Here is a 16,794-nt window from a genome sequence, read left to right as displayed (position 1 = left end):
CGTCACGGCGACTCGTCCGCCTCGGAGTCGAGCGCCGCGGCGCGCTCGCGGGCGTCGGCGAGGCTCGTGGCCGGGATCGTCTGGTCGAGGCGGTCCTGGACGAAGCCGGGCAGGTCCGCGACGCGCGTGTCCGTCCGGTCGACGACGCTCGACAGCTCGACGGGTCCGATCGACTGGGGGATGCCGCGGAAGACCGCGACCCGTCCGTCGGCGTCGCCCACGTAGTACTGACCCTGGGTCCAGCGGTAGCCCAGCCAGCCCGCGGTCCCCACGGCGGCGAGGACCAGCAGGACCGCGAGGAGGGCGAGCACGCGGCGGCGGCGCGACGGCGTCTCCTCCTCGTCCTCCTCCGGCTCGGGCGCGGCGGCCTGGGCCTGCTCCTCGCGGGCCCGCGCGCTGTGCTCGGCGGCGCGCGCCGCGGCGCCCGTGCCGCCCATGGTGGGGCGGTTCCGGTCGAGCGCGGCCGCGCCGACGACGTGCGAGGTCGTGGCGGGCGCGGCGCCGTCGGGCAGCGCGTCGACCTCGACGACGTCGCCCAGGACCACCGTGACGTTGTCGGGCGCCCCGCCGCGCAGCGCGAGCTGGACGAGCTGGTCGGCGCAGGCGTCGATGTCGGCGACCTCGCGCATCGTCTGGGCCATCGTGTCCCCGCTGACGACGCCGGACAGGCCGTCGGAGCACAGCAGCCAGCGGTCGCCCGCCCGCGCCTCGCGCACCGACATGTCGGGGACGATCTCCATGTCGAAGTCGCCCAGCACGCGCAGGAGGACCGAGCGCTGCGGGTGCCGCTCGGCCTCCTCCGCGGTGATCTTGCCCGTGTTGACGAGGTGCTGGACGAACGAGTGGTCCGTGGTGACCTGGGTGAGCTCGCCGTCGCGCAGCAGGTAGGCGCGCGAGTCGCCGATGTGGGCCATCGCGAGCTTGTTGCCCGAGCGCAGGAGGGCCGTGACCGTCGTGCCGAGGCCCGCGAGCTCGGGGTTCTCCTCGGCGCGCGCGAGCAGCTCGTCGTGCGCGGTGGTGAGGGCCTGGCTCAGCTCGGCGAGGGCGTCGTCGGGCCCGTGCGCCTCGTCGTCGAGGGGCGCGAGGTGCGCGACCGCGACGGAGGACGCGACGTCGCCGCCCGCGTGCCCGCCCATGCCGTCCGCGACGGCGAGCAGGTGGGGGCCGGCGTAGGCGGAGTCCTGGTTGTTGGACCGCACGAGGCCGACGTCGGACCGGGCGGCGTACCGCAGGGCGATGGTCACCGGGCGCCTACCGCTGCAGCTCGAGGATCGACTGGCCCACCTTGATCTGCGCGCCGGCGCGCACGGGCGTCGGCTGCTCGACCTTCTCCTTGCCGAGGAAGGTGCCGTTCGTCGAGCCCAGGTCCTCCACCCACCACTCGCCGTCCTGGGGGAAGACGCGCGCGTGCCGCGAGGAGGAGTAGTCGTCGTCGAGCACGAGCGTGCACGACGGCGCGCGGCCGATGAGGATCGCGGAGGACGCGAGCGGCAGCGTGGTGCCGCGCAGCGGGCCCGCGGTCACGACGAGGCGCCGCGGCATGACCTCGCGCTTGGGGAACGGGGCGGAGCGGGCGTCCGGCGCGACGGCCGGTGCGGGCTTCGCGACGGGCGCGGCGGCCGTCCCGCCGCGGCGCAGGCGGCGGTTGACGATGCGCGTGCCGTAGAGGTCGCGGCGCAGCACGCCGATCGCGGTGAGGACGAACACCCAGAGCAGCACCAGGTAGCCCAGCCGCAGCAGGGTGATCGTGAGCTCACTCATGCCCGGCGATCACTGGTCCTCGTCGTCGTCGGCGCCGGTCCAGAAGAGGATCCGGGTGCGCCCGATCGTGATCGTGTTGCCGTCGACGAGCGTCGCCGCCGGGACCTGGTGGCCCTCGACGAACGTGCCGTTGGTCGAGCCGAGGTCGCTCGCGATCACGCCGTCGGGCGTGACGCGGATCTCGAGGTGGCGCCGGGAGATGCCGGGGTCGTCGACGATGATGTCCGCCTCGCTCCCCCGGCCGATCACCGTCACCGGGCCGGTGAGCAGGTAGCGCTGGCCGTCGATGTCGACGAGCGGGTGGCGCGGGCTCGCGGCGACCGCGGCGGCGGGCGCAACGGCGCCCCGCACGGTCGCGCTGCGCACCTGGAAGCGCCCGGTCTCGAGCTCGTCGTTCTCGACGAACGCGACCGTGACGGGCCCGACGAACGCGTAGCGCTGCTGCGTCGCGTGCTCGGTGACGTTGGCCGCGAGCTCGTCCGCGAGCGGCTCGGCGCCCCAGTCCTCGACCTGGACGAGGTCGGCGGGCGAGAGCTCGATGGTGAACTCGTTGGGCACGACCGTCCGGTCACGGCCCACGACGGCGGCGCGGTCGTCGACCTCGCGGCGCAGCGCGCTGGCGAGCTCGACCGGCTTGACCTCGCTCTTGAAGGCCTTGGCGAACGCGGTGCTGACCACGCGCTCGACGCCCTTCTCGAACCTGTCGAGAACTCCCATGCCACCTCCTCCCGCCCCGTCGCCGTGCGGCTCCTGACGACACCCGGCCGCCGCGGCGACCTCGCTTGACGGCCCTGTGCCGGGTCGGCGACCGACCGGACTTCCGACCTGGCCGGCGGACCGACCCAGCGGTCCGCTCCTGATCGTATCCGCCGAGGGCACGATCGGCCGCGACCCTACGCACGTGAGCGACCGCGTCCTGCCGGTCCGCCCCGGTACGTCCCGGTGCCTCCCGGCCCGCCCGGCGACCCGGTCCGACGCGGCTCCCCGGGCCCCCCGGCCGCGTTCGGGAGGGTCCTGCCGTGCGTGCTAGCCTTCTGCGGCGCGCGCGAGTGGCGAAATGGCAGACGCGCTGGCTTCAGGTGCCAGTGTCCGAAAGGACGTGGGGGTTCAAGTCCCCCCTCGCGCACAGAGATCGAGAGCCGGGGACCCCAGGGTCCCCGGCTCTCGTCGTCGCAGTTGAGGCGATAGTGCGGCGCCCCTGCACCGTCCGGGCAGGATGAGGACCCAGTGAGGCCGATGCTGAGCCGGCCAGGTCTCTACCCCTGGAAACGGACAAATCGGTACAGTCCGGCCATGCCGCGGAGCCGTGGACGGTCCCGTCCGGACCCCGGCAGACCCCAGAGGAGTGGTCATGCGTCGAGGGATCAGTGCGGTGATGGCGGCAACGGCAGGAGTGAGCCTGGCCCTCCTACCGGTCCCCGCAGCAGGGGCGACGTCCATACCGATCGAGTGCGGGACGCACGTTCCCGACCTGGGACACCTGACGCACAACCTGGTGTGCCCGACCGTTGCCATCACGATCGGTCCAGCCGCGACGATCGACCTGCGGGGCTACACGCTGCGGGGGCCTGGGCGGGGAACCGCGAGTCAGGCGATCGTGCTGCACAGCGAGGATGGAGGTTCGGGGTCGGGCGACCTGACCCTGCTCAACGGGACGATCGACGACTGGGGCCGCGTGGTCAACGGTGACGTGTACAGCGTCACCACCAACCGGATGACGCTCACCGACATCGGCACCGTCTTCGACTCCTTCGGGGTGAACCTGACGAGCAGCGACTCCCGGTTCGAGCGGAATGGTGCCGTGGTGTCCTCGCCGGCTGGCGGACGGGTCGATGTGAGGCGCTCCACGTTCGTGGACAACATCGGGGTCTTCTACGAGGGCCCGTACTCCCCCAACGTCTACATCGAGGCGTCCACGTTCCGTCGCAACGACTCCGTCCTGGACATCAGCGAAGGCCAGGTCACGATCGTCAACTCCACGTTCCGCGACGGGGTGACCGCGATCAGCAGCTTCTGGGGCGGGACGCGGATCAGTGGTAGCACGTTCCGCGGGTATGAGACTGCAGTCGTGACGAACTGGCTTCCCGGGGCGCGTCCTGCGGTGCATCACGACCAGTTCACCGGCAACACGTTCCACGACAACGGAGTCGCGCTCCAGCTGGGCGTCAACGCGAACGTGGCCGCCAGTGACTTCACCCGCAACCGCACAGGAGTGCTCTCGCAGACGTACGGGGCACCTAACCCGGTCTCCGACGTCACCCTGACGACCAACACGTTCACCCGCAACGGCGACGGGGTGATCATCGACACGGTGGTTCACCTGCAGGGCAACCGGGCCACCCGCAACACCGGGTACGGGTTCAACGTGCCGATGGCCGTGGACCTGGGCGGCAATGTCGCTACCCGCAACGGCATCAACTGCGTCGGGCTGGTCTGCTGAGCGCCCCAGCCACCGGCGCCGAAGGCAACCTTCGGCGCCGGCGGCCGTGGGGTGGAGCACGGCCTCGAGCGAGGGGCGACCGGGGACCCGGTCCCATCGGGTCGTACGCAGCACGGTGATGTTGCGTAGGTTGCGTGTCGGACGCGACGCAACGACGTAGCTCGCAGCCCTTCAGGCGCCGCTCGACTTGTCTTCCGGGGCGCACACACCCGAGACGGTCCACGCGATACCCGGCCCTCGAGGGCACCAGCTGCCGTACCGTCAGGTCACTGGTCGGCGGCACGCCGATTCGTGGTCGACGCATCGATGCTCAGGAGGCGTCTGTGGATGCGAGCACGGATGCTGTCGCCGACTGGCACACGCGGATCGGGGATGTGCAGGCCGCCTGGCGCGAGCAGGATCAGCGGGCCGTCGCACGAGACCAGGCGGTCGTCGCCGGCTGGGTCGGTCGCCTTGCGGCCATGCGAGCGGAGCAGGCGGCGAGCACGGCTGCCGGTCGGTGGACGACCGGCTCGTCGACCCTGATGGGCGCGCTGTGGGTCCAGCACAACGAGGTGCTCCTCACGCGCGCGCTGGCGTGGGTGCTGCGACCTGAGGGTCGTCATCGCCTCGGCCGCGCGCCGCTCGACGTGCTCGCGCAGCACCTGCGGCTCGAACCGCTGCCCAGCGGGGCGAAGGTGCGCGTGGTCACCGAGGACACACGAAAGGACGAGGACGACCTGGTGGGTCCGACCAGGGCTGATCTCGTCGTCTACACCCCGCTGTGGACCATGGTCATCGAGGCGAAGGTGTTCGCCCCGGAACAGCCGAACCAGCTCGACCGGCTGGGACACCTCTGGGCTGACGACGTCGCGCCGTGCTTCGTGTTCCTCACGCGCGGGTACCGCGAACCCGTCACGGCCGAACGCTCGGCCGGCCTGTGGCGCGCGGTGTCGTGGGCAGACCTTGCGGCGCTGCTACGCGTCGCGCTGAGGGACAGGCAGGAGCCAGCTGGTGTCCGCGACTTCATCGAGACCTTGGAGGCGTACCACCGTGACTGATGCGATCGAGCCCAGGGCACGGGACGACGGTGACGCCCGGGCGTGGTTCTACTTGGATCATCGCTCGGACATCGAGGCGTGGGCGGAGCTGCGCACCGAGGGCCGCGACCTCGTCCACCGGCACCTGCTGGAGCTCGGGCCAGCCGTGGAGGAGCTGGCGGTCTCCGTCGGGGCGGAGCCGTACGAGGCTGAGATCGACGACGGTGATCGGCCTCGCTTCGGCATGCGCCGGCGCGAGTGGGTTGACGAGGTGCTCTCGCAAGTCGCAGTCGTCATCGAGTGGCAACCGAGCGGGCTGCTTGGCGTGGGACGCGGGGACCCTTGGCCCTTCGTCGCCGTCCGCTACGACGCCGCGCTCGACAGCCCTGTCGCTGCCCGTCTTCTTGAGAGCGCACTAGCCGGTGTACGCAGGTCGCAGCGGGGACGCGCCTCGCGCTGGTGGCCCTTCTGGCGGTACGTCGAGCCGGAGGAAGGTCCAGCGCTGGACCCGGAGCAGCTGTCGCTCGCGTGCCTTCGACAGCTGGAAGATCTGTGGCTCGTCGCCGCGCCGGCGCTCGACGGCCTGCGCTCGATGCCTGTGTCGCGCGACGACCTGGTGTGACGCAGCGACGAGGTCAGCTCGGCACCGTGGCCGTCGCCACGAACGCCCGGACGTCGGCGACCTCGTCGGCGTGCACCCCGTGCCCCAGGCCGGGGTAGACGCGCTCGGTGAGCGTCGCGTGCTGCGGCAGCCATGCCTCGGTGCGCTCGATCGCGTGGGGTGCGATGACACCGTCGAGCGTGCCGCGGCCCCAGAACACGCGGGGCCGGGCCGCGGCGAGGACGTCGTCGGCGGGCTGGTCGGCGCCGAGGACGAAGCCGGCGAGGACGACGGTCGCCGCGACGCGCTCGGGGCGCGTGCGCAGCAGCTGCGTCGCCATGAGGCCGCCCTGGGAGAAGCCGACCGGCAGCACGACGGCGTCGGGACCGAGCTCGGCGTCGACCCATCCCCAGATCGCGTCGGTCGCCTCGACCACCGGCTCGGGGTCCGGGCTGCCCGGCGTCGTGATCGCGAACCACGCGCTCGCGCCGGTGCGCAGCGCGAGCGGTGCGCGCAGCGACGCCCAGGGGAGGCCGTCGGACACGAGCGGGCCGAGCCCGGCGAGGTCCTGCTCGGAGCTGCCGTAGCCGTGCAGCAGGAGCACCGTGGGCGCCGCCGTCCCGCCGGTGTCGGACGAGCGGACGGAGGCGAGGCTCATCGGGCCAGCAGGTCCTCGGTCGTCGTGCCGGGCACGGAGACCGTGACCTGCGTGCCCCAGGGGTCGTGCACGACGACCGAGCGGCCGTCGTCGGCGAACGCGAGGGACCGCGCGCGCAGGCGGGCCGCGAGCGCCACGAGGTCGTCGCGCGACGGCACGGTGACGGCGACGTCGCCCAGGCCGAGGGTCGCCGCGCGCGGGCCGGCGCCGCCGCTGTTCCACACGTTCATGGCGACGTGGTGGTGGTAGCCGCCCGCCGAGGCGAAGAGCGCCCCGCGGTAGTCCGTGAGCGTCGCCTCGAAGCCGAGCGCGCCGACGTAGAACGCCTCGGCCGTCGCGATGTCGCCGACCTGGAGGTGGACGTGCCCGACGCGTCCGGCGAGCGCGGGCCCGGCCGCGAGCGCCTCCTCGGTGACGTGGTCCTGGAGGTAGGCGTTCGGGTCGAGCCACTGCGTGCCCATGAGGATCTGGCCGCCGGCCCGCTGCCACAGGTCGCGAGGGCGGTCGGTGTAGAGCTCGACGCCGTTGCCCTCGGGGTCGGTGAAGTAGAAGGCCTCGCTCACGCCGTGGTCGCTCGACCCGACGAAGGACCCGCGCGCGTCCTGCGCCGCGCGGAGCACGGTCGCGGCGAGGCTCTGCTGGTCGTCGAAGAGGAACGCGGTGTGGAACAGCCCGGCCTGACGCGGGTCGACGCCGGGGAGCCCCGGCGTGTGGACCAGCCGGACCATCGGCACCGTGCCCCGGCCGAGGACACGGTGCACCTCGACGCCACGGGTCCGCTCCTCGAGCGGCTCGAGCGCGAACGAGCGCGAGTAGTAGGAGGACATGCCCTCGAGGTCGCCGACGCGCAGCGTCACCGCGTCCATGGTCGTCGCGGGGTTGAGGATGCGCTCGTCCGTGACGGTGGCGCCCAGGGCTGTCGGCTCGGCGGTCATGAGGTCTCCTGATGCTGCTCGCGTAGTAGTTGCGCCTTCAACAAGAGAGTACGGGACGAATGTTGTAGGTACAAGTGTCGCTCGGCGCCACCTGGCGCCGCCCGGAGCATGCCTAGGCTGCCTGCGTGACCTGGCCCACGACGCCCGACGGGCGCTACCTCGTCGTCCGCGGCCGGCTCTGGCGCCGCTCGGACCCGGGCCTCGACCCCGCCGAGCGCGAGGCGCTGACCCGCGAGCTCATGGCGGCCCGCCGCGCCAAGCAGGCGGCGGTGCGCGCGGGCGACGAGGCGGCGCGCGAGGCGGCCCGGGCGCGCGTCGACGCGGCCAAGGTCGGCCTCGGCGAGCGCGGACCGGTCTGGTGGGACGACGACGCCCCGGACCTCACGCGCCGGCTTGCGCGCACCACGGCGTACGCGGACTGGTTCACGTCCCTCCCGGCCGACCCGGACCCCGACGCGCCCGGCGGGCCCTCACACCGCTGACGCCGTCCGCCCAGGACGTGCGGCGCCCAGGACGTGCGGCGCACGGGACGCGCGGCGCCCAGGACGTGCGGCGCACGGGGCCGGTGTGACGGGTGAGGCCGCGCCCGGCCCGTGGGAGACGTCACGCGACGCAGGCGTCACGAGCGCCGCACGTCCGGGACGCGAGGGGTGGCGTGGGGCCGGGCGGTTCGGCGCGGTGGGCCGCGGATGGGTACGGTCGGGGCAGACCGGCCGAGAGGAGCACCACCATGGACGCGCGCGAGGACCAGCGGGACGACACCGACCCGTACACGACCCACCCGAACCCCAGCCGCGTGGTGATGTTCCTGCTCTGCCTCGCGATGGTGATCGGCGGCTTCTACCTCATGGCCGTGAGCTTCGACACCGAGTCGCCGTGGATCTTCACCGGGGGCCTCCTGCTCTCGGGCGCCGCCTTCGGGATCCCCATGCGCGAGAGCCGCGCCTGAGGTCGTGCCCGAGACCGCTCCCGCGCCGACGGGCGACGTCCTGACCGTCGACGTCTGGTCCGACGTCGCCTGCCCCTGGTGCTTCATCGGCAAGCGCCGGTTCGAGGAGGGCGTCCGCCGTGCCCGGGCCGCGCGCGCCGCGGCGGGGGGCCCGCCCCTGGACGTCCGGGTCGTGCTCCACTCCTTCGAGCTGGCGCCCGACACCCCGGTCGACTTCGAGGGCAGCGAGGCCGACTTCCTCGCGGGGCACAAGGGCCTGCCGACCGCTCAGGTCGAGGCGATGCTCACGCAGGTCACGCAGGTCGCAGCCTCGGTGGGCCTCGCCTACGACTTCGACGCCCTGCGCCACACGAACACGCGCAAGGCGCACGAGGTGCTGCACCTCGCGCTCGCGCGCGGCCGCCAGGCCGAGGTCGCCGAGCGGCTGTTCCGCGCGTACTTCGAGGAGGGCCGCCACCTCGGGCGCGACGACGAGCTCGCGGCGCTCGCCGGCGACGCCGGCCTCGACCCCCAGGAGGTCCGGGACGCGCTCGCGGCCCGCACCCACGCGCCCGACGTCGACGCGGACGTCGCCCAGGCGCGTGCGTACGGGATCTCGGCGGTGCCGTTCTTCGTGCTCGACCGGCGGTACGGCGTCGCCGGCGCGCAGGACCCCGACCTCTTCGCGGCGGCGATCGAGCAGGCCGTCGCCGAGCGCGCGGCCTGACGCCCCGGCGCGCGGCCCGGCACCTCGGGGCGGTCAGGCGGCGGCGTCGTCCGGCGTCACGGCGCGCGCGGTCGCGAGGGCGTCGGCCAGGCAGCGCATGTACGCCGCGGACACCTCGGCCGGCAGTAGGCCCGCCTCGAGCACGCCCGAGGAGTCCTTGCGCTCGTGCGCACGCACCGCGAGCAGCACCGCCCCCAGGTCGCCCTCGCCCTTGACCGCGGCGCGGACGGTCGCCGAGACGCCGACCTTGTCGAGGATGAGGTCGACGGGCAGCGCGAGCTGCGCCGCGAGCGCGGAGAGCATCCCGACGGTGTAGGCGGCGCCGTCGCCGGCGAGCGCCTCGCACGTGAGCGCGCGGGCGAGGATGAACCACAGGGAGTCCATCGCGTCCGGGCGCGCGTCGAGCAGCAGCGCGGACACGAGCGTGGTGACCTCGCGCGTGCCGAGCAGGACGACGGCCTGCTGCGTCGTGTCCACCTCGGACGCGAGCGCGAAGGCGCCGCTGTTGACGAGGTGCAGCAGGCGCAGCGTGAGGACCGGGTCGGTGTCGACGACCTGCGCGACCTCGGCCAGGTCGACGTCGGGCTGCTGGAGGAGGTGCAGGAGGGCGAGGCACTGGAGCTCGCCCGCGCGCAGCACCCGCGGCGGCGGGGCGGGCGGTCCCTCGGCGCGGATCGCGTGGCCGCCGTAGAGCGCGTCGACCTTGGCCGCCCGGCACTCCTCGACGGTCGCGGCGTCGTGGACGTCGGGCGCGAGCGCCCGGACGTTCGCGGCGTGCAGGCGGTAGACGAGGAGCGAGAGCGGCAGGGCCGTGCCGACGCGGTCGACCACGGCGTAGCCGACGTGCGGCAGCAGGGCGTCCTGCGCGGGCAGGCCGCGGTAGCCGGTGAGGGCGAGGTCCGCCCCGAGCGCACGGAGCACGGTGGCGCGCTCGGCGGCGTCGGACCGGTCCTCGTAGCCGGGCGGGAGCTCGAGCACGAGCCGGCCGGGCACGGTGGGCACCGGCAGGTGCCCGTCGAGCATCGCGGGCGTCGCGGGCAGGAAGGCGTACCGGTCGGCCACGACGTCGGGCAGGTGCAGCGCGAGGTAGTGGTCGTGCGCCTCCGCGGGCGCGGCGTGGCCGGCCGGCGGGCGCTGCGTCGGGATGACCGGGGACGACGGCGCGACCGAGATGACGTACCCCACGACGTGGCCGTCGAGCGTCGTCACGGGGTCGCGGTGGATCGTCGGCCCGACGGCGCCCGTGAGGCTGGGTGTCGCGTCGACGGGCACGACGCCGGCGGTGGCGGCGGGAGGCGCGTCGGCGCGGCCGCGGCCGTGGTCGACCTGGGTCATGCCGCGAGCGGGGCGCGCAGCGGGAAGTCGCCGTCGAGGACGACCTGGAGGGCGCGGCCGGTGGCGGCGTTGATCGCGACGGGGGCGAGCAGGTTCGCCGTCGGCGGCTCGTCGCCCTGGCCCGGGTGGACCACGACGAGGAGCACGGCCTCGTCGTCGTCGAGCGCGAGCGAGTCGCGCGTCGAGCCGTCGAGGCGCGGCGCGTAGTCGGGGAAGTACGCCCGCGGCGGCACGAGGAAGAGCCGGACGTCCGGCTGCTCGGTGCTGCGCAGCGCGAAGAGGAAGCCCGTCCCGTCCACGGCCTCGAGCGTGAAGCTGCGCAGGTCGCGGAGCCCGGGCGGCGGGCTCGCGAAGTCGAGGACGTCGGCCACGGTGCGGCCGGCGGAGGCGGAGGTGGTCGTCGCCACGCGGTCGGTCACGGTCACGCTCATCGCAGGAACTCCATCAGGCTGGGCTGCAGGACGCGGGCGGTCGCCCCGAGGGCGCCCTGGTAGGCGACCTCCTGCATCTGCAGCTCGACGATGATCTCGGCGAGGTCGATGTCCTCGATCCCCGAGAGCTGGCTGGACAGGTCCATGGTGGTCTTCTTCAGCGCTGACTGGGCGCCCATGACCTGGTTGTGCCGGGCGCCGACGTCGGCGAGCTCGCCGAGCATCACGGTCATCCGGTCGTCGATCTCGCTCAGTCGTGCGCCCACGTTCACCCCTCCGCGGAGGTCCGCGACGATCTGGTCGATCAGGGCGAACGCCGAACCCGCCCCCTGGCCGAAGGCGGCCGCGCCGTCCTGGTCGGCGCGCACCGTCTGCTCGGGGCCGAGGCGGCGCTGGACGGAGCCCGTCGCGCTGCCGTTCCACGTGTAGCTGCCGGGCTCGAAGGCCTGGGCCGCGTCGGACGTGCCCGCGAAGACGGACCGGCCGTTGTAGCGCGTGTTGGCCTGGTCGAGCAGCGCGTCGCGGATGCCCTCGAGCTCGACGGCGATCGCGTCGCGCGCCGTCTGGCTCATGGACCCGGTGTTCGCGCCCTGGACCGTGAGGTCGCGCGCCTTGCGCAGCGCCGCGACGGACGTCTGGAGCGCGCCGTCGACGGTCGTGAGCCAGCCCGCGCCGTCGTCGGCGTTGCGCGCGTGCTGCTCGGCGGCGCGACGCTCGGCGCGCACCTGCATCGCCTGGCCCGTCGCGCTCGGGTCGTCGGAGGGCTTGGTGAGCACCTTGCCGCCGGACATCTTGGCCTGCAGGTCGGCCATCCGGCCCAGGTTGAGCTGCAGGTTGGCGAGCGTCGAGCGCTGCACCGTCTGCTGCGTCACACGGTTGATCATGACTACCTCCCCACCACGCCGGTGCGGTTGATGAGCACGTCGAGCATCTCGTCGATGGCCGTGAGCACCCGCGCCGCCCCCTCGTAGGCCCGCTGGAACGCGAGCATGTTCACCGACTCCTCGTCCAGGTCGACGCTCGCCTGGCTGAGCTGGAGGTTCTCCGCGGTCGCCCGCGACACCTCGCTCACGGTCGCGCGCTGCGCGGCCGACCGGCTCTGCACGCCGAGGTCGACGACGTACGCGCGCCACAGCGCGTCCGGGCTGCCGCTCTCGGCCGCGAGCTGGGAGATGCGGTCCGCGAGCGACCCGTCGTAGGCGCCCGCGCCCGCGACGCCGGCCGCGATCGCGTCGGTGCTCGCGACGGCGACCGACAGGCCGAGCGCCACAGGCCGCGCGCCGTCGAGCGCGAAGAAGTCCCCGGCGACGTCGCCCGGGGGCGGCTGCAGCGTCCGGCCGCCCGCGTGCGCGCCGTTGACGACGTCGTGCACGCGCTGCGCGACCTGGTTCCACGCCTTCGCGGCTCCCGCGAGCAGGCCGCCGGACGCGTCGGGCGCCAGCGTCGCGAGCTGGCCGGCGAGGCGGCCGCCGTCGAGCGGGAGCGCGGTGCCGTCGGCCCACGCGACGCGCACGGGGTCGAGCGCCGCCGGGGGCTCGCCGATCCCGCCGGCCATGGTGGCCGCGCCGGTGACGACGATCGCGTTGGCGTTCGAGCCGCGCACGAGCGCGTTCCCGCCGACGACGACGTCGAGGGTGCCGTCCTCGCGCTCGCGCGCCGAGGCGCCGACGAGCGAGGAGAGCGACGTGACGAGCTGGCTGCGGCGGTCCATGAGCTCGTTGGCCGAGCCGCCCGAGACGAGCACGGAGCGGATCTGGTCGTTGAGCTCCGCGACCGCGGTCGCGGTCGTGTTGACCTCGGTCGCGAGCGTCTGCGCCTCGGTGCGGGTCTGCGCCCACTGGGTCCCGACCGCGCGGTACCCGTCGGAGATCTGGGTGACGAGCGCCGCGGCGTCGCCGAGCAGCACCTTGCGCGCGGCCGGGTCGTCCGGCGTGTTGCCCACGCCCTGCCACGCGGCCCAGAAGGCGCTCAGCGCGGCCCCCGGACCGGTCGAGCCGGGCTCGGTGACGGTGCTCTCGAGGCGCGAGAGCGCCTCGGCGCGCGTCTTCTGCAGCGCGGCGCCCGACGTCGCCGCGCGGAGGCGGGCGTCGAGGAACGTGTCGTCCATGCGCGTCATGGCCGTGACCCGCACGCCGTTCCCGGCGACCTGCTGGTTGGAGAACATCGACGGGGCCGAGAGGGCGGGGACGGCGGCGAGGTCGGCGCGCTGGCGCGTGTAGCCGGCCGTGTTCGCGTTCGCGATGTTCTGGCCCGCGACGTCGAGCGCCTGGCGCTGCGCGGTGAGCGACGACAGGGCGGTGGAGAGTCCGGAGAAGGTGCTCATCGGGCGATCACAGGGCCCGGTCGAGCAGCACGCTGGACGTCGTCGACGCCGCGGCCCCCCGGGGGTCGTAGGTCTGGACGCTCTCCTGCAGGCTCATGAGGGTCTCCTGCGTGGCGCGGTGCGACGTCGCGAGCAGGTCGCGGTTGCTCTCGGCCAGGCCGTTGATCTGGTCGGTGAGGGACACGAAGGCCGCGTGGTGCTCGGACAGGATCTCGTCCCACGGCGGCGTCGCGTGGCGCGCCATCTCGAGGAGGCTCGCGCCCTCGGGGCGGCCCAGCTCGCGCGCGGCGGCGTCGGCCTCGGCGGCGCGGCCGAGCTCGGCGACGCGGATCTGGTCGAGCACCGACTCCACCTCGCGCGTCGCGTGGCCCAGCCACTGGGTGCGGCCGCTGCTGAGCACCAGCTGCTCCTCCTCCAGCTTGAAGAGCAGGAGCTCGAGGAGCCGGCGCTCGTGCCACAGCACGGCGGAGAGCGCGTCGAGGCTCATGCGTGTGTCCTTCTTCCGTCGTGCGTGAGGGGGTGCGCGGGGTGGTCCGTCCGGCGCCCGGTGCGCCGTCGGACCTCTCATCGGCCCGCGACGCGTCCGTGTGACCTTTTCCATGCCACGACTTGGCCCGGAGCGGTGGGACGCGTCACTGTGACCTGCGTCACACGCCCAAGTCGGACACGTCCGATTGTGGGGCGGTTGGTCGGGGGACGGAACCGGGCAATGTGAGCGCGCACATGATCGGCTTCGAGGGCCCCCGGCGGGCCCCGGTTCTTTCACCCACGAGCGCCGCTCAAGTGGCTCTCGCCCGGTCCCGAAGGCTGGTGGGTGACCACCGCAGCCCAGCTCGACTCCGCTCTCGTCATCGAGAACCTCCCGCTCGTCGGGTACCACGTGAACGCGACCCTCAGCCGGGTGCCGTCGTACGTGTCCCGCTCCGACCTGGCCTCCGCCGGCGCGTTCGCGCTGGTCAAGGCGGCGCAGGCCTACGACCCCAGCACGGGGGTCCCCTTCGCCCGCTACGCCTCGCTCCGCATCAAGGGCGCGCTCATCGACGAGCTGCGCGGCATGGACTGGGTCTCGCGCGGCGCCCGCCGCCGGGCCCGCAAGCTCAGCGAGGTCGCCGACGAGCTGACCGCCACGCTGGGCCGCGCGCCGTCGCGCACCGAGCTCGCCGAGGCGACCGGCATGGCCGTCGAGGAGATCGACGCGGCCCGCAACGACGCCGACGTGCGCGTCGTCAGCATCGACGCCTTCGACGGCGTCATCGCGGACTCCGTCGTGGCCCAGGGAGCCGGGCCCGAGGAGAGCCTGCTCGCGAGCGAGCGCCTGCAGTACCTGCGCGCCGGCGTCGAGAGCCTGCCCGAGCGCATGCGGTACGTCGTCGAGCAGCTGTTCTTCCACGACCGCCCCGTCGTGGAGCTCGCCGAGGAGCTCGGCGTCACGCAGTCGCGCATCAGCCAGCTTCGCACCGCGGCGCTCTCGATGCTCCGCGACGGCATGAACGCGAGCCTCGACCCCGACCTCGTCGAGCAGTCCGACCGCCCCGACGGCGTCGCCGAGCGTCGCCGCCAGGCCTACTACGCGGACGTCGCCGCGCGTGCCGCCGCGACGGCCACCGCGAGCACCGTCAGCGCGGTCCCGACGCAGCGCCTGGCGCGGCACGACGAGTACACGGCACCGGTCCGCGAGCGGGAGCTCGCCGTCGGCTGACGGCACGACACCGGGCCAGGTCACGGTCCGACGAGGCCCCGGGCTGCCGCAGGCGTCCGGGGTCTCGTCATGTCCGGGCCCTCATCAGCCGCCGACGGCGGTCGATCCTCAGGGAGCCGCGCGCGCCCGCGGCGCCGACCCGGAGGAGCAGCCCATGACCAGCACGCGACAGCGCGCGACGATCTCCGCCGTCCTCATCGTCAAGGACGAGGAGGCCGTGCTCGAGCGCTGCCTCGCCTCGGTGGCGTGGGCCGACGAGATCGTGGTCTACGACACCGGGTCGACGGACCGCACGCGCGAGATCGCGCGGCGGTTCACCGAGAACGTCGTCGAGGGCTACTGGGACGCCGACTTCGGCGCCGCGCGCAACCGCGCCATCCGTCATGCGTCCGGCCAGTGGATCCTCGTCCTCGACGCGGACGAGGTGTTCCACGGCAGCCCCGAGATCGTGCGCGCCCGGCTGGGCCACGACGGTGCGCAGCGGCACACGATCCTCGTGGAGAACGCGAGCCCGATCGCCCTCGGCCCGACGTCGACGGAGCCGTCGGTCCGCTTCTTCCGGCGCGACGTCTACCACTACCGCGGCAAGCTCCACGAGCAGGTCGTCCCGCGCCCCGGCGCCGTCGTCACCGGGCCGACGCTCGCGCTGCCGCATGCGCGGCTGGTGCACCACGGGTACTCGGTCGCGGTCTTCGAGGAGAAGGGCAAGTCCGAGCGGAACCTGGCGATCGCGGAGCGCGACCTCGCTGCAGCCGTCCGTGCCGGCGCTCCCGCGCGGCAGCAGGCACTGCTCCGGGCCAACCTCCTCCGGTCCCTCGTGCCTGCGGGGCGTGGCGACGAGGCGCTGGCGGGTGCGCGCGAGCTCGTGGACGAAGGGCTTCTCGAGGCGCCGTCGACGTCGACGCTCGCGCGTCTCATGAGCATCGTCGCGCACACGTACCGCGACGCGGAGGCGTTCCAGTTCTGGACGCAGACCTGGGCCGACTCCGACCCGACGCCCGCGTGGGCGTGGGCGTACCGAGCGCAGTGCGCGGGAGAGCGCGGGAACGCCGAGGCGGCGCTCGAGGCGCTGGACCGGATGCCGACCGTCGTGGTCGACGCGGCGCAGAGGACGCTGGACCGTCGTCAGCTCGCCGCGGTCGAGGTCTGGGCGCTCCACCGCACGGGACGACGTCGCCACGCCCTCCGGGTGGCGCGCGACGCCGCCGCCGCCGGCTTCGTCCCCGCGACGCCGGAGGTGCTCACGGCCCTCTGCGCCGACCGTCCCGAGGAGCTCCGGGCGCTCCTCGCGAGCATGTCCGCGGCCGCGTGGGACTCGTTCGCGTTGCTGTGCACGCGGACGGCGTCCGACCTCGGCCTCGACCTGCTCGCCGTGATGCTGGAGGCGCGGCCCGGCCACGTCACGGTGCTCACGTGCGCCGCCGCGATGGCGTCGGTGATGTCGATCGAGGACGCGATGCGATGGTCGCTCGAGGTCCGCAACGCGAACCTCCCGCAGCTGTGCCCGCTCGTCGCGATCGCGCAGACCGTCGACCTCGACCCGCGCCAGCGCGCGGTCGCCGCGGCCATCACGATCGAGGCCTACGGGCAGCAGTCGGTGCTGCCGTGGCTCGAGGACGCCCTGGCACGGGTGCCAGGGGAGCACGAGGCGGAGCTGCTGCGCCTGCTCGACGAGGTCGCGCCCGGCCTCGTGCAGCCGACCGTCCCCGCGTGAGCGGTGCCCGCGGGGTCCGGCGAGAAACTTCTCGGGGAAACGCCTCACATCCGCGGGACGCGGTCCGATCAGCACGGTGCGAGCCCATGGACGGGCTGCAGCACTCGACCCGAATCAAGGAGGAGTTCTCATGGGTCTCTCGATCAACCAGAACATCGCGGCGGTCAACAGCTACCGCAACCTGTCCAACACGCAGAACGACCTGAGCAAGTCGCTCGAGAAG

Annotated in this window: 18 protein-coding genes, 1 tRNA gene and 1 pseudogene; 10 read left to right on the top strand and 10 right to left on the bottom strand. The window is 73.7% G+C overall.

Annotated elements, in window-relative coordinates:
* Positions 1-2 precede the first annotated feature (2 nt).
* Genes JIG38_RS15375 through JIG38_RS15365 form a run of 3 tightly spaced genes read right to left on the bottom strand, consistent with a single transcriptional unit; the run spans position 3 to position 2,478 of the window.
* Positions 3-1,244: a Stp1/IreP family PP2C-type Ser/Thr phosphatase gene (locus JIG38_RS15375; RefSeq protein ID WP_199424706.1), complete on the bottom strand. Its 1,242-nt coding sequence runs from the start codon at positions 1,242-1,244 to the stop codon at positions 3-5.
* Positions 1,245-1,251: 7 nt separating this feature from the next.
* Complete coding sequence (locus tag JIG38_RS15370; RefSeq protein ID WP_199424705.1) at positions 1,252-1,761, bottom strand: FHA domain-containing protein FhaB/FipA; 510 nt, start codon at positions 1,759-1,761, stop codon at positions 1,252-1,254.
* Positions 1,762-1,770: 9 nt separating this feature from the next.
* On the bottom strand, positions 1,771-2,478 hold the full coding sequence (locus tag JIG38_RS15365; RefSeq protein WP_199424704.1) for an FHA domain-containing protein: 708 nt from the start codon (positions 2,476-2,478) through the stop codon (positions 1,771-1,773).
* A gap of 326 nt (positions 2,479-2,804) precedes the next feature.
* Between JIG38_RS15365 and JIG38_RS15360 the strand changes: the two genes are divergently transcribed.
* The 4 genes from JIG38_RS15360 to JIG38_RS15345 all read left to right on the top strand — a co-directional run bounded on the left by JIG38_RS15360 (position 2,805) and on the right by JIG38_RS15345 (position 5,842).
* Positions 2,805-2,887, top strand: a tRNA-Leu gene (locus JIG38_RS15360).
* Between the two features lie 225 nt (positions 2,888-3,112).
* On the top strand, positions 3,113-4,201 hold the full coding sequence (locus JIG38_RS15355; RefSeq protein ID WP_199424703.1) for a right-handed parallel beta-helix repeat-containing protein: 1,089 nt from the start codon (positions 3,113-3,115) through the stop codon (positions 4,199-4,201).
* A gap of 323 nt (positions 4,202-4,524) precedes the next feature.
* Positions 4,525-5,241, top strand: coding sequence for a PDDEXK-like family protein (locus JIG38_RS15350; protein WP_199424702.1), 717 nt, complete (start codon positions 4,525-4,527; stop codon positions 5,239-5,241).
* Positions 5,234-5,842, top strand: coding sequence for a hypothetical protein (locus tag JIG38_RS15345; RefSeq protein ID WP_199424701.1), 609 nt, complete (start codon positions 5,234-5,236; stop codon positions 5,840-5,842). The genes JIG38_RS15350 and JIG38_RS15345 overlap by 8 nt, the downstream gene beginning before the upstream one ends.
* 13 nt (positions 5,843-5,855) lie before the next feature.
* On the opposite strand, the gene JIG38_RS15340 is transcribed toward JIG38_RS15345, so the two are convergent.
* Both JIG38_RS15340 and JIG38_RS15335 read right to left on the bottom strand, forming a co-directional pair.
* Positions 5,856-6,479: an alpha/beta hydrolase gene (locus JIG38_RS15340; protein WP_199424700.1), complete on the bottom strand. Its 624-nt coding sequence runs from the start codon at positions 6,477-6,479 to the stop codon at positions 5,856-5,858.
* Positions 6,476-7,414 carry a VOC family protein gene (locus JIG38_RS15335; RefSeq protein ID WP_199424699.1) on the bottom strand — a complete coding sequence of 313 codons (939 nt, stop codon included), beginning with the start codon at positions 7,412-7,414 and terminating at the stop codon, positions 6,476-6,478. Before JIG38_RS15335 ends, JIG38_RS15340 begins: the two co-directional genes overlap by 4 nt.
* Positions 7,415-7,539: 125 nt before the next feature.
* Here JIG38_RS15335 and JIG38_RS15330 point away from each other — a divergent pair, with 125 nt between their 5' ends.
* The 3 genes from JIG38_RS15330 (at position 7,540) to JIG38_RS15320 (ending at position 9,069) form a co-directional block, all read left to right on the top strand.
* Positions 7,540-7,896, top strand: a complete 357-nt coding sequence (locus tag JIG38_RS15330; RefSeq protein ID WP_199424698.1) for a hypothetical protein — start codon at positions 7,540-7,542, stop codon at positions 7,894-7,896.
* A gap of 248 nt (positions 7,897-8,144) precedes the next feature.
* Positions 8,145-8,363 (top strand): hypothetical protein, encoded by a 219-nt coding sequence (locus tag JIG38_RS15325; RefSeq protein WP_199424697.1) that lies wholly within the window; start codon positions 8,145-8,147, stop codon positions 8,361-8,363.
* 4 nt (positions 8,364-8,367) lie between these two features.
* Positions 8,368-9,069: a DsbA family oxidoreductase gene (locus JIG38_RS15320; protein ID WP_199424696.1), complete on the top strand. Its 702-nt coding sequence runs from the start codon at positions 8,368-8,370 to the stop codon at positions 9,067-9,069.
* A 33-nt stretch (positions 9,070-9,102) separates the two neighbouring features.
* Here the strand turns inward: JIG38_RS15320 and JIG38_RS15315 are convergent, their stop codons facing one another.
* From JIG38_RS15315 to flgN, 5 genes are read right to left on the bottom strand one after another with little or no spacing between them, the layout of a single operon-like run.
* A complete protein-coding gene (locus JIG38_RS15315; protein ID WP_199424695.1) occupies positions 9,103-10,404 on the bottom strand; it encodes an HDOD domain-containing protein in 1,302 nt (433 codons plus the stop codon).
* Positions 10,401-10,835 (bottom strand): flagellar assembly protein FliW, encoded by a 435-nt coding sequence (locus tag JIG38_RS15310; protein ID WP_233405104.1) that lies wholly within the window; start codon positions 10,833-10,835, stop codon positions 10,401-10,403. Before JIG38_RS15310 ends, JIG38_RS15315 begins: the two co-directional genes overlap by 4 nt.
* Entirely contained in the window at positions 10,832-11,719 is an 888-nt protein-coding gene (gene flgL, locus JIG38_RS15305; protein WP_199424694.1) for a flagellar hook-associated protein FlgL, read from the bottom strand. The genes JIG38_RS15310 and flgL overlap by 4 nt, the downstream gene beginning before the upstream one ends.
* Positions 11,720-11,721: 2 nt before the next feature.
* Positions 11,722-13,158 carry a flagellar hook-associated protein FlgK gene (gene flgK, locus JIG38_RS15300; RefSeq protein WP_199424693.1) on the bottom strand — a complete coding sequence of 479 codons (1,437 nt, stop codon included), beginning with the start codon at positions 13,156-13,158 and terminating at the stop codon, positions 11,722-11,724.
* 7 nt (positions 13,159-13,165) lie between these two features.
* Complete coding sequence (gene flgN, locus JIG38_RS15295; RefSeq protein WP_199424692.1) at positions 13,166-13,645, bottom strand: flagellar export chaperone FlgN; 480 nt, start codon at positions 13,643-13,645, stop codon at positions 13,166-13,168.
* Between the two features lie 327 nt (positions 13,646-13,972).
* On the opposite strand from flgN, the gene JIG38_RS15290 reads away from it, so the two are divergent.
* The 3 genes and pseudogenes from JIG38_RS15290 to JIG38_RS15280 form a co-directional block, all read left to right on the top strand.
* On the top strand, positions 13,973-14,857 hold the full coding sequence (locus tag JIG38_RS15290; protein ID WP_199424691.1) for a sigma-70 family RNA polymerase sigma factor: 885 nt from the start codon (positions 13,973-13,975) through the stop codon (positions 14,855-14,857).
* A 154-nt stretch (positions 14,858-15,011) separates the two neighbouring features.
* Complete coding sequence (locus JIG38_RS15285; RefSeq protein WP_199424690.1) at positions 15,012-16,571, top strand: glycosyltransferase family 2 protein; 1,560 nt, start codon at positions 15,012-15,014, stop codon at positions 16,569-16,571.
* A 130-nt stretch (positions 16,572-16,701) separates the two neighbouring features.
* A pseudogene (locus tag JIG38_RS15280) lies at positions 16,702-16,794 on the top strand (flagellin); the annotation flags it as partial.

Source organism: Actinotalea solisilvae (genome assembly GCF_016464425.1).
GTDB lineage: Bacteria > Actinomycetota > Actinomycetes > Actinomycetales > Cellulomonadaceae > Actinotalea > Actinotalea solisilvae.
This window is presented reverse-complemented; position numbering and strand designations above follow the sequence as displayed.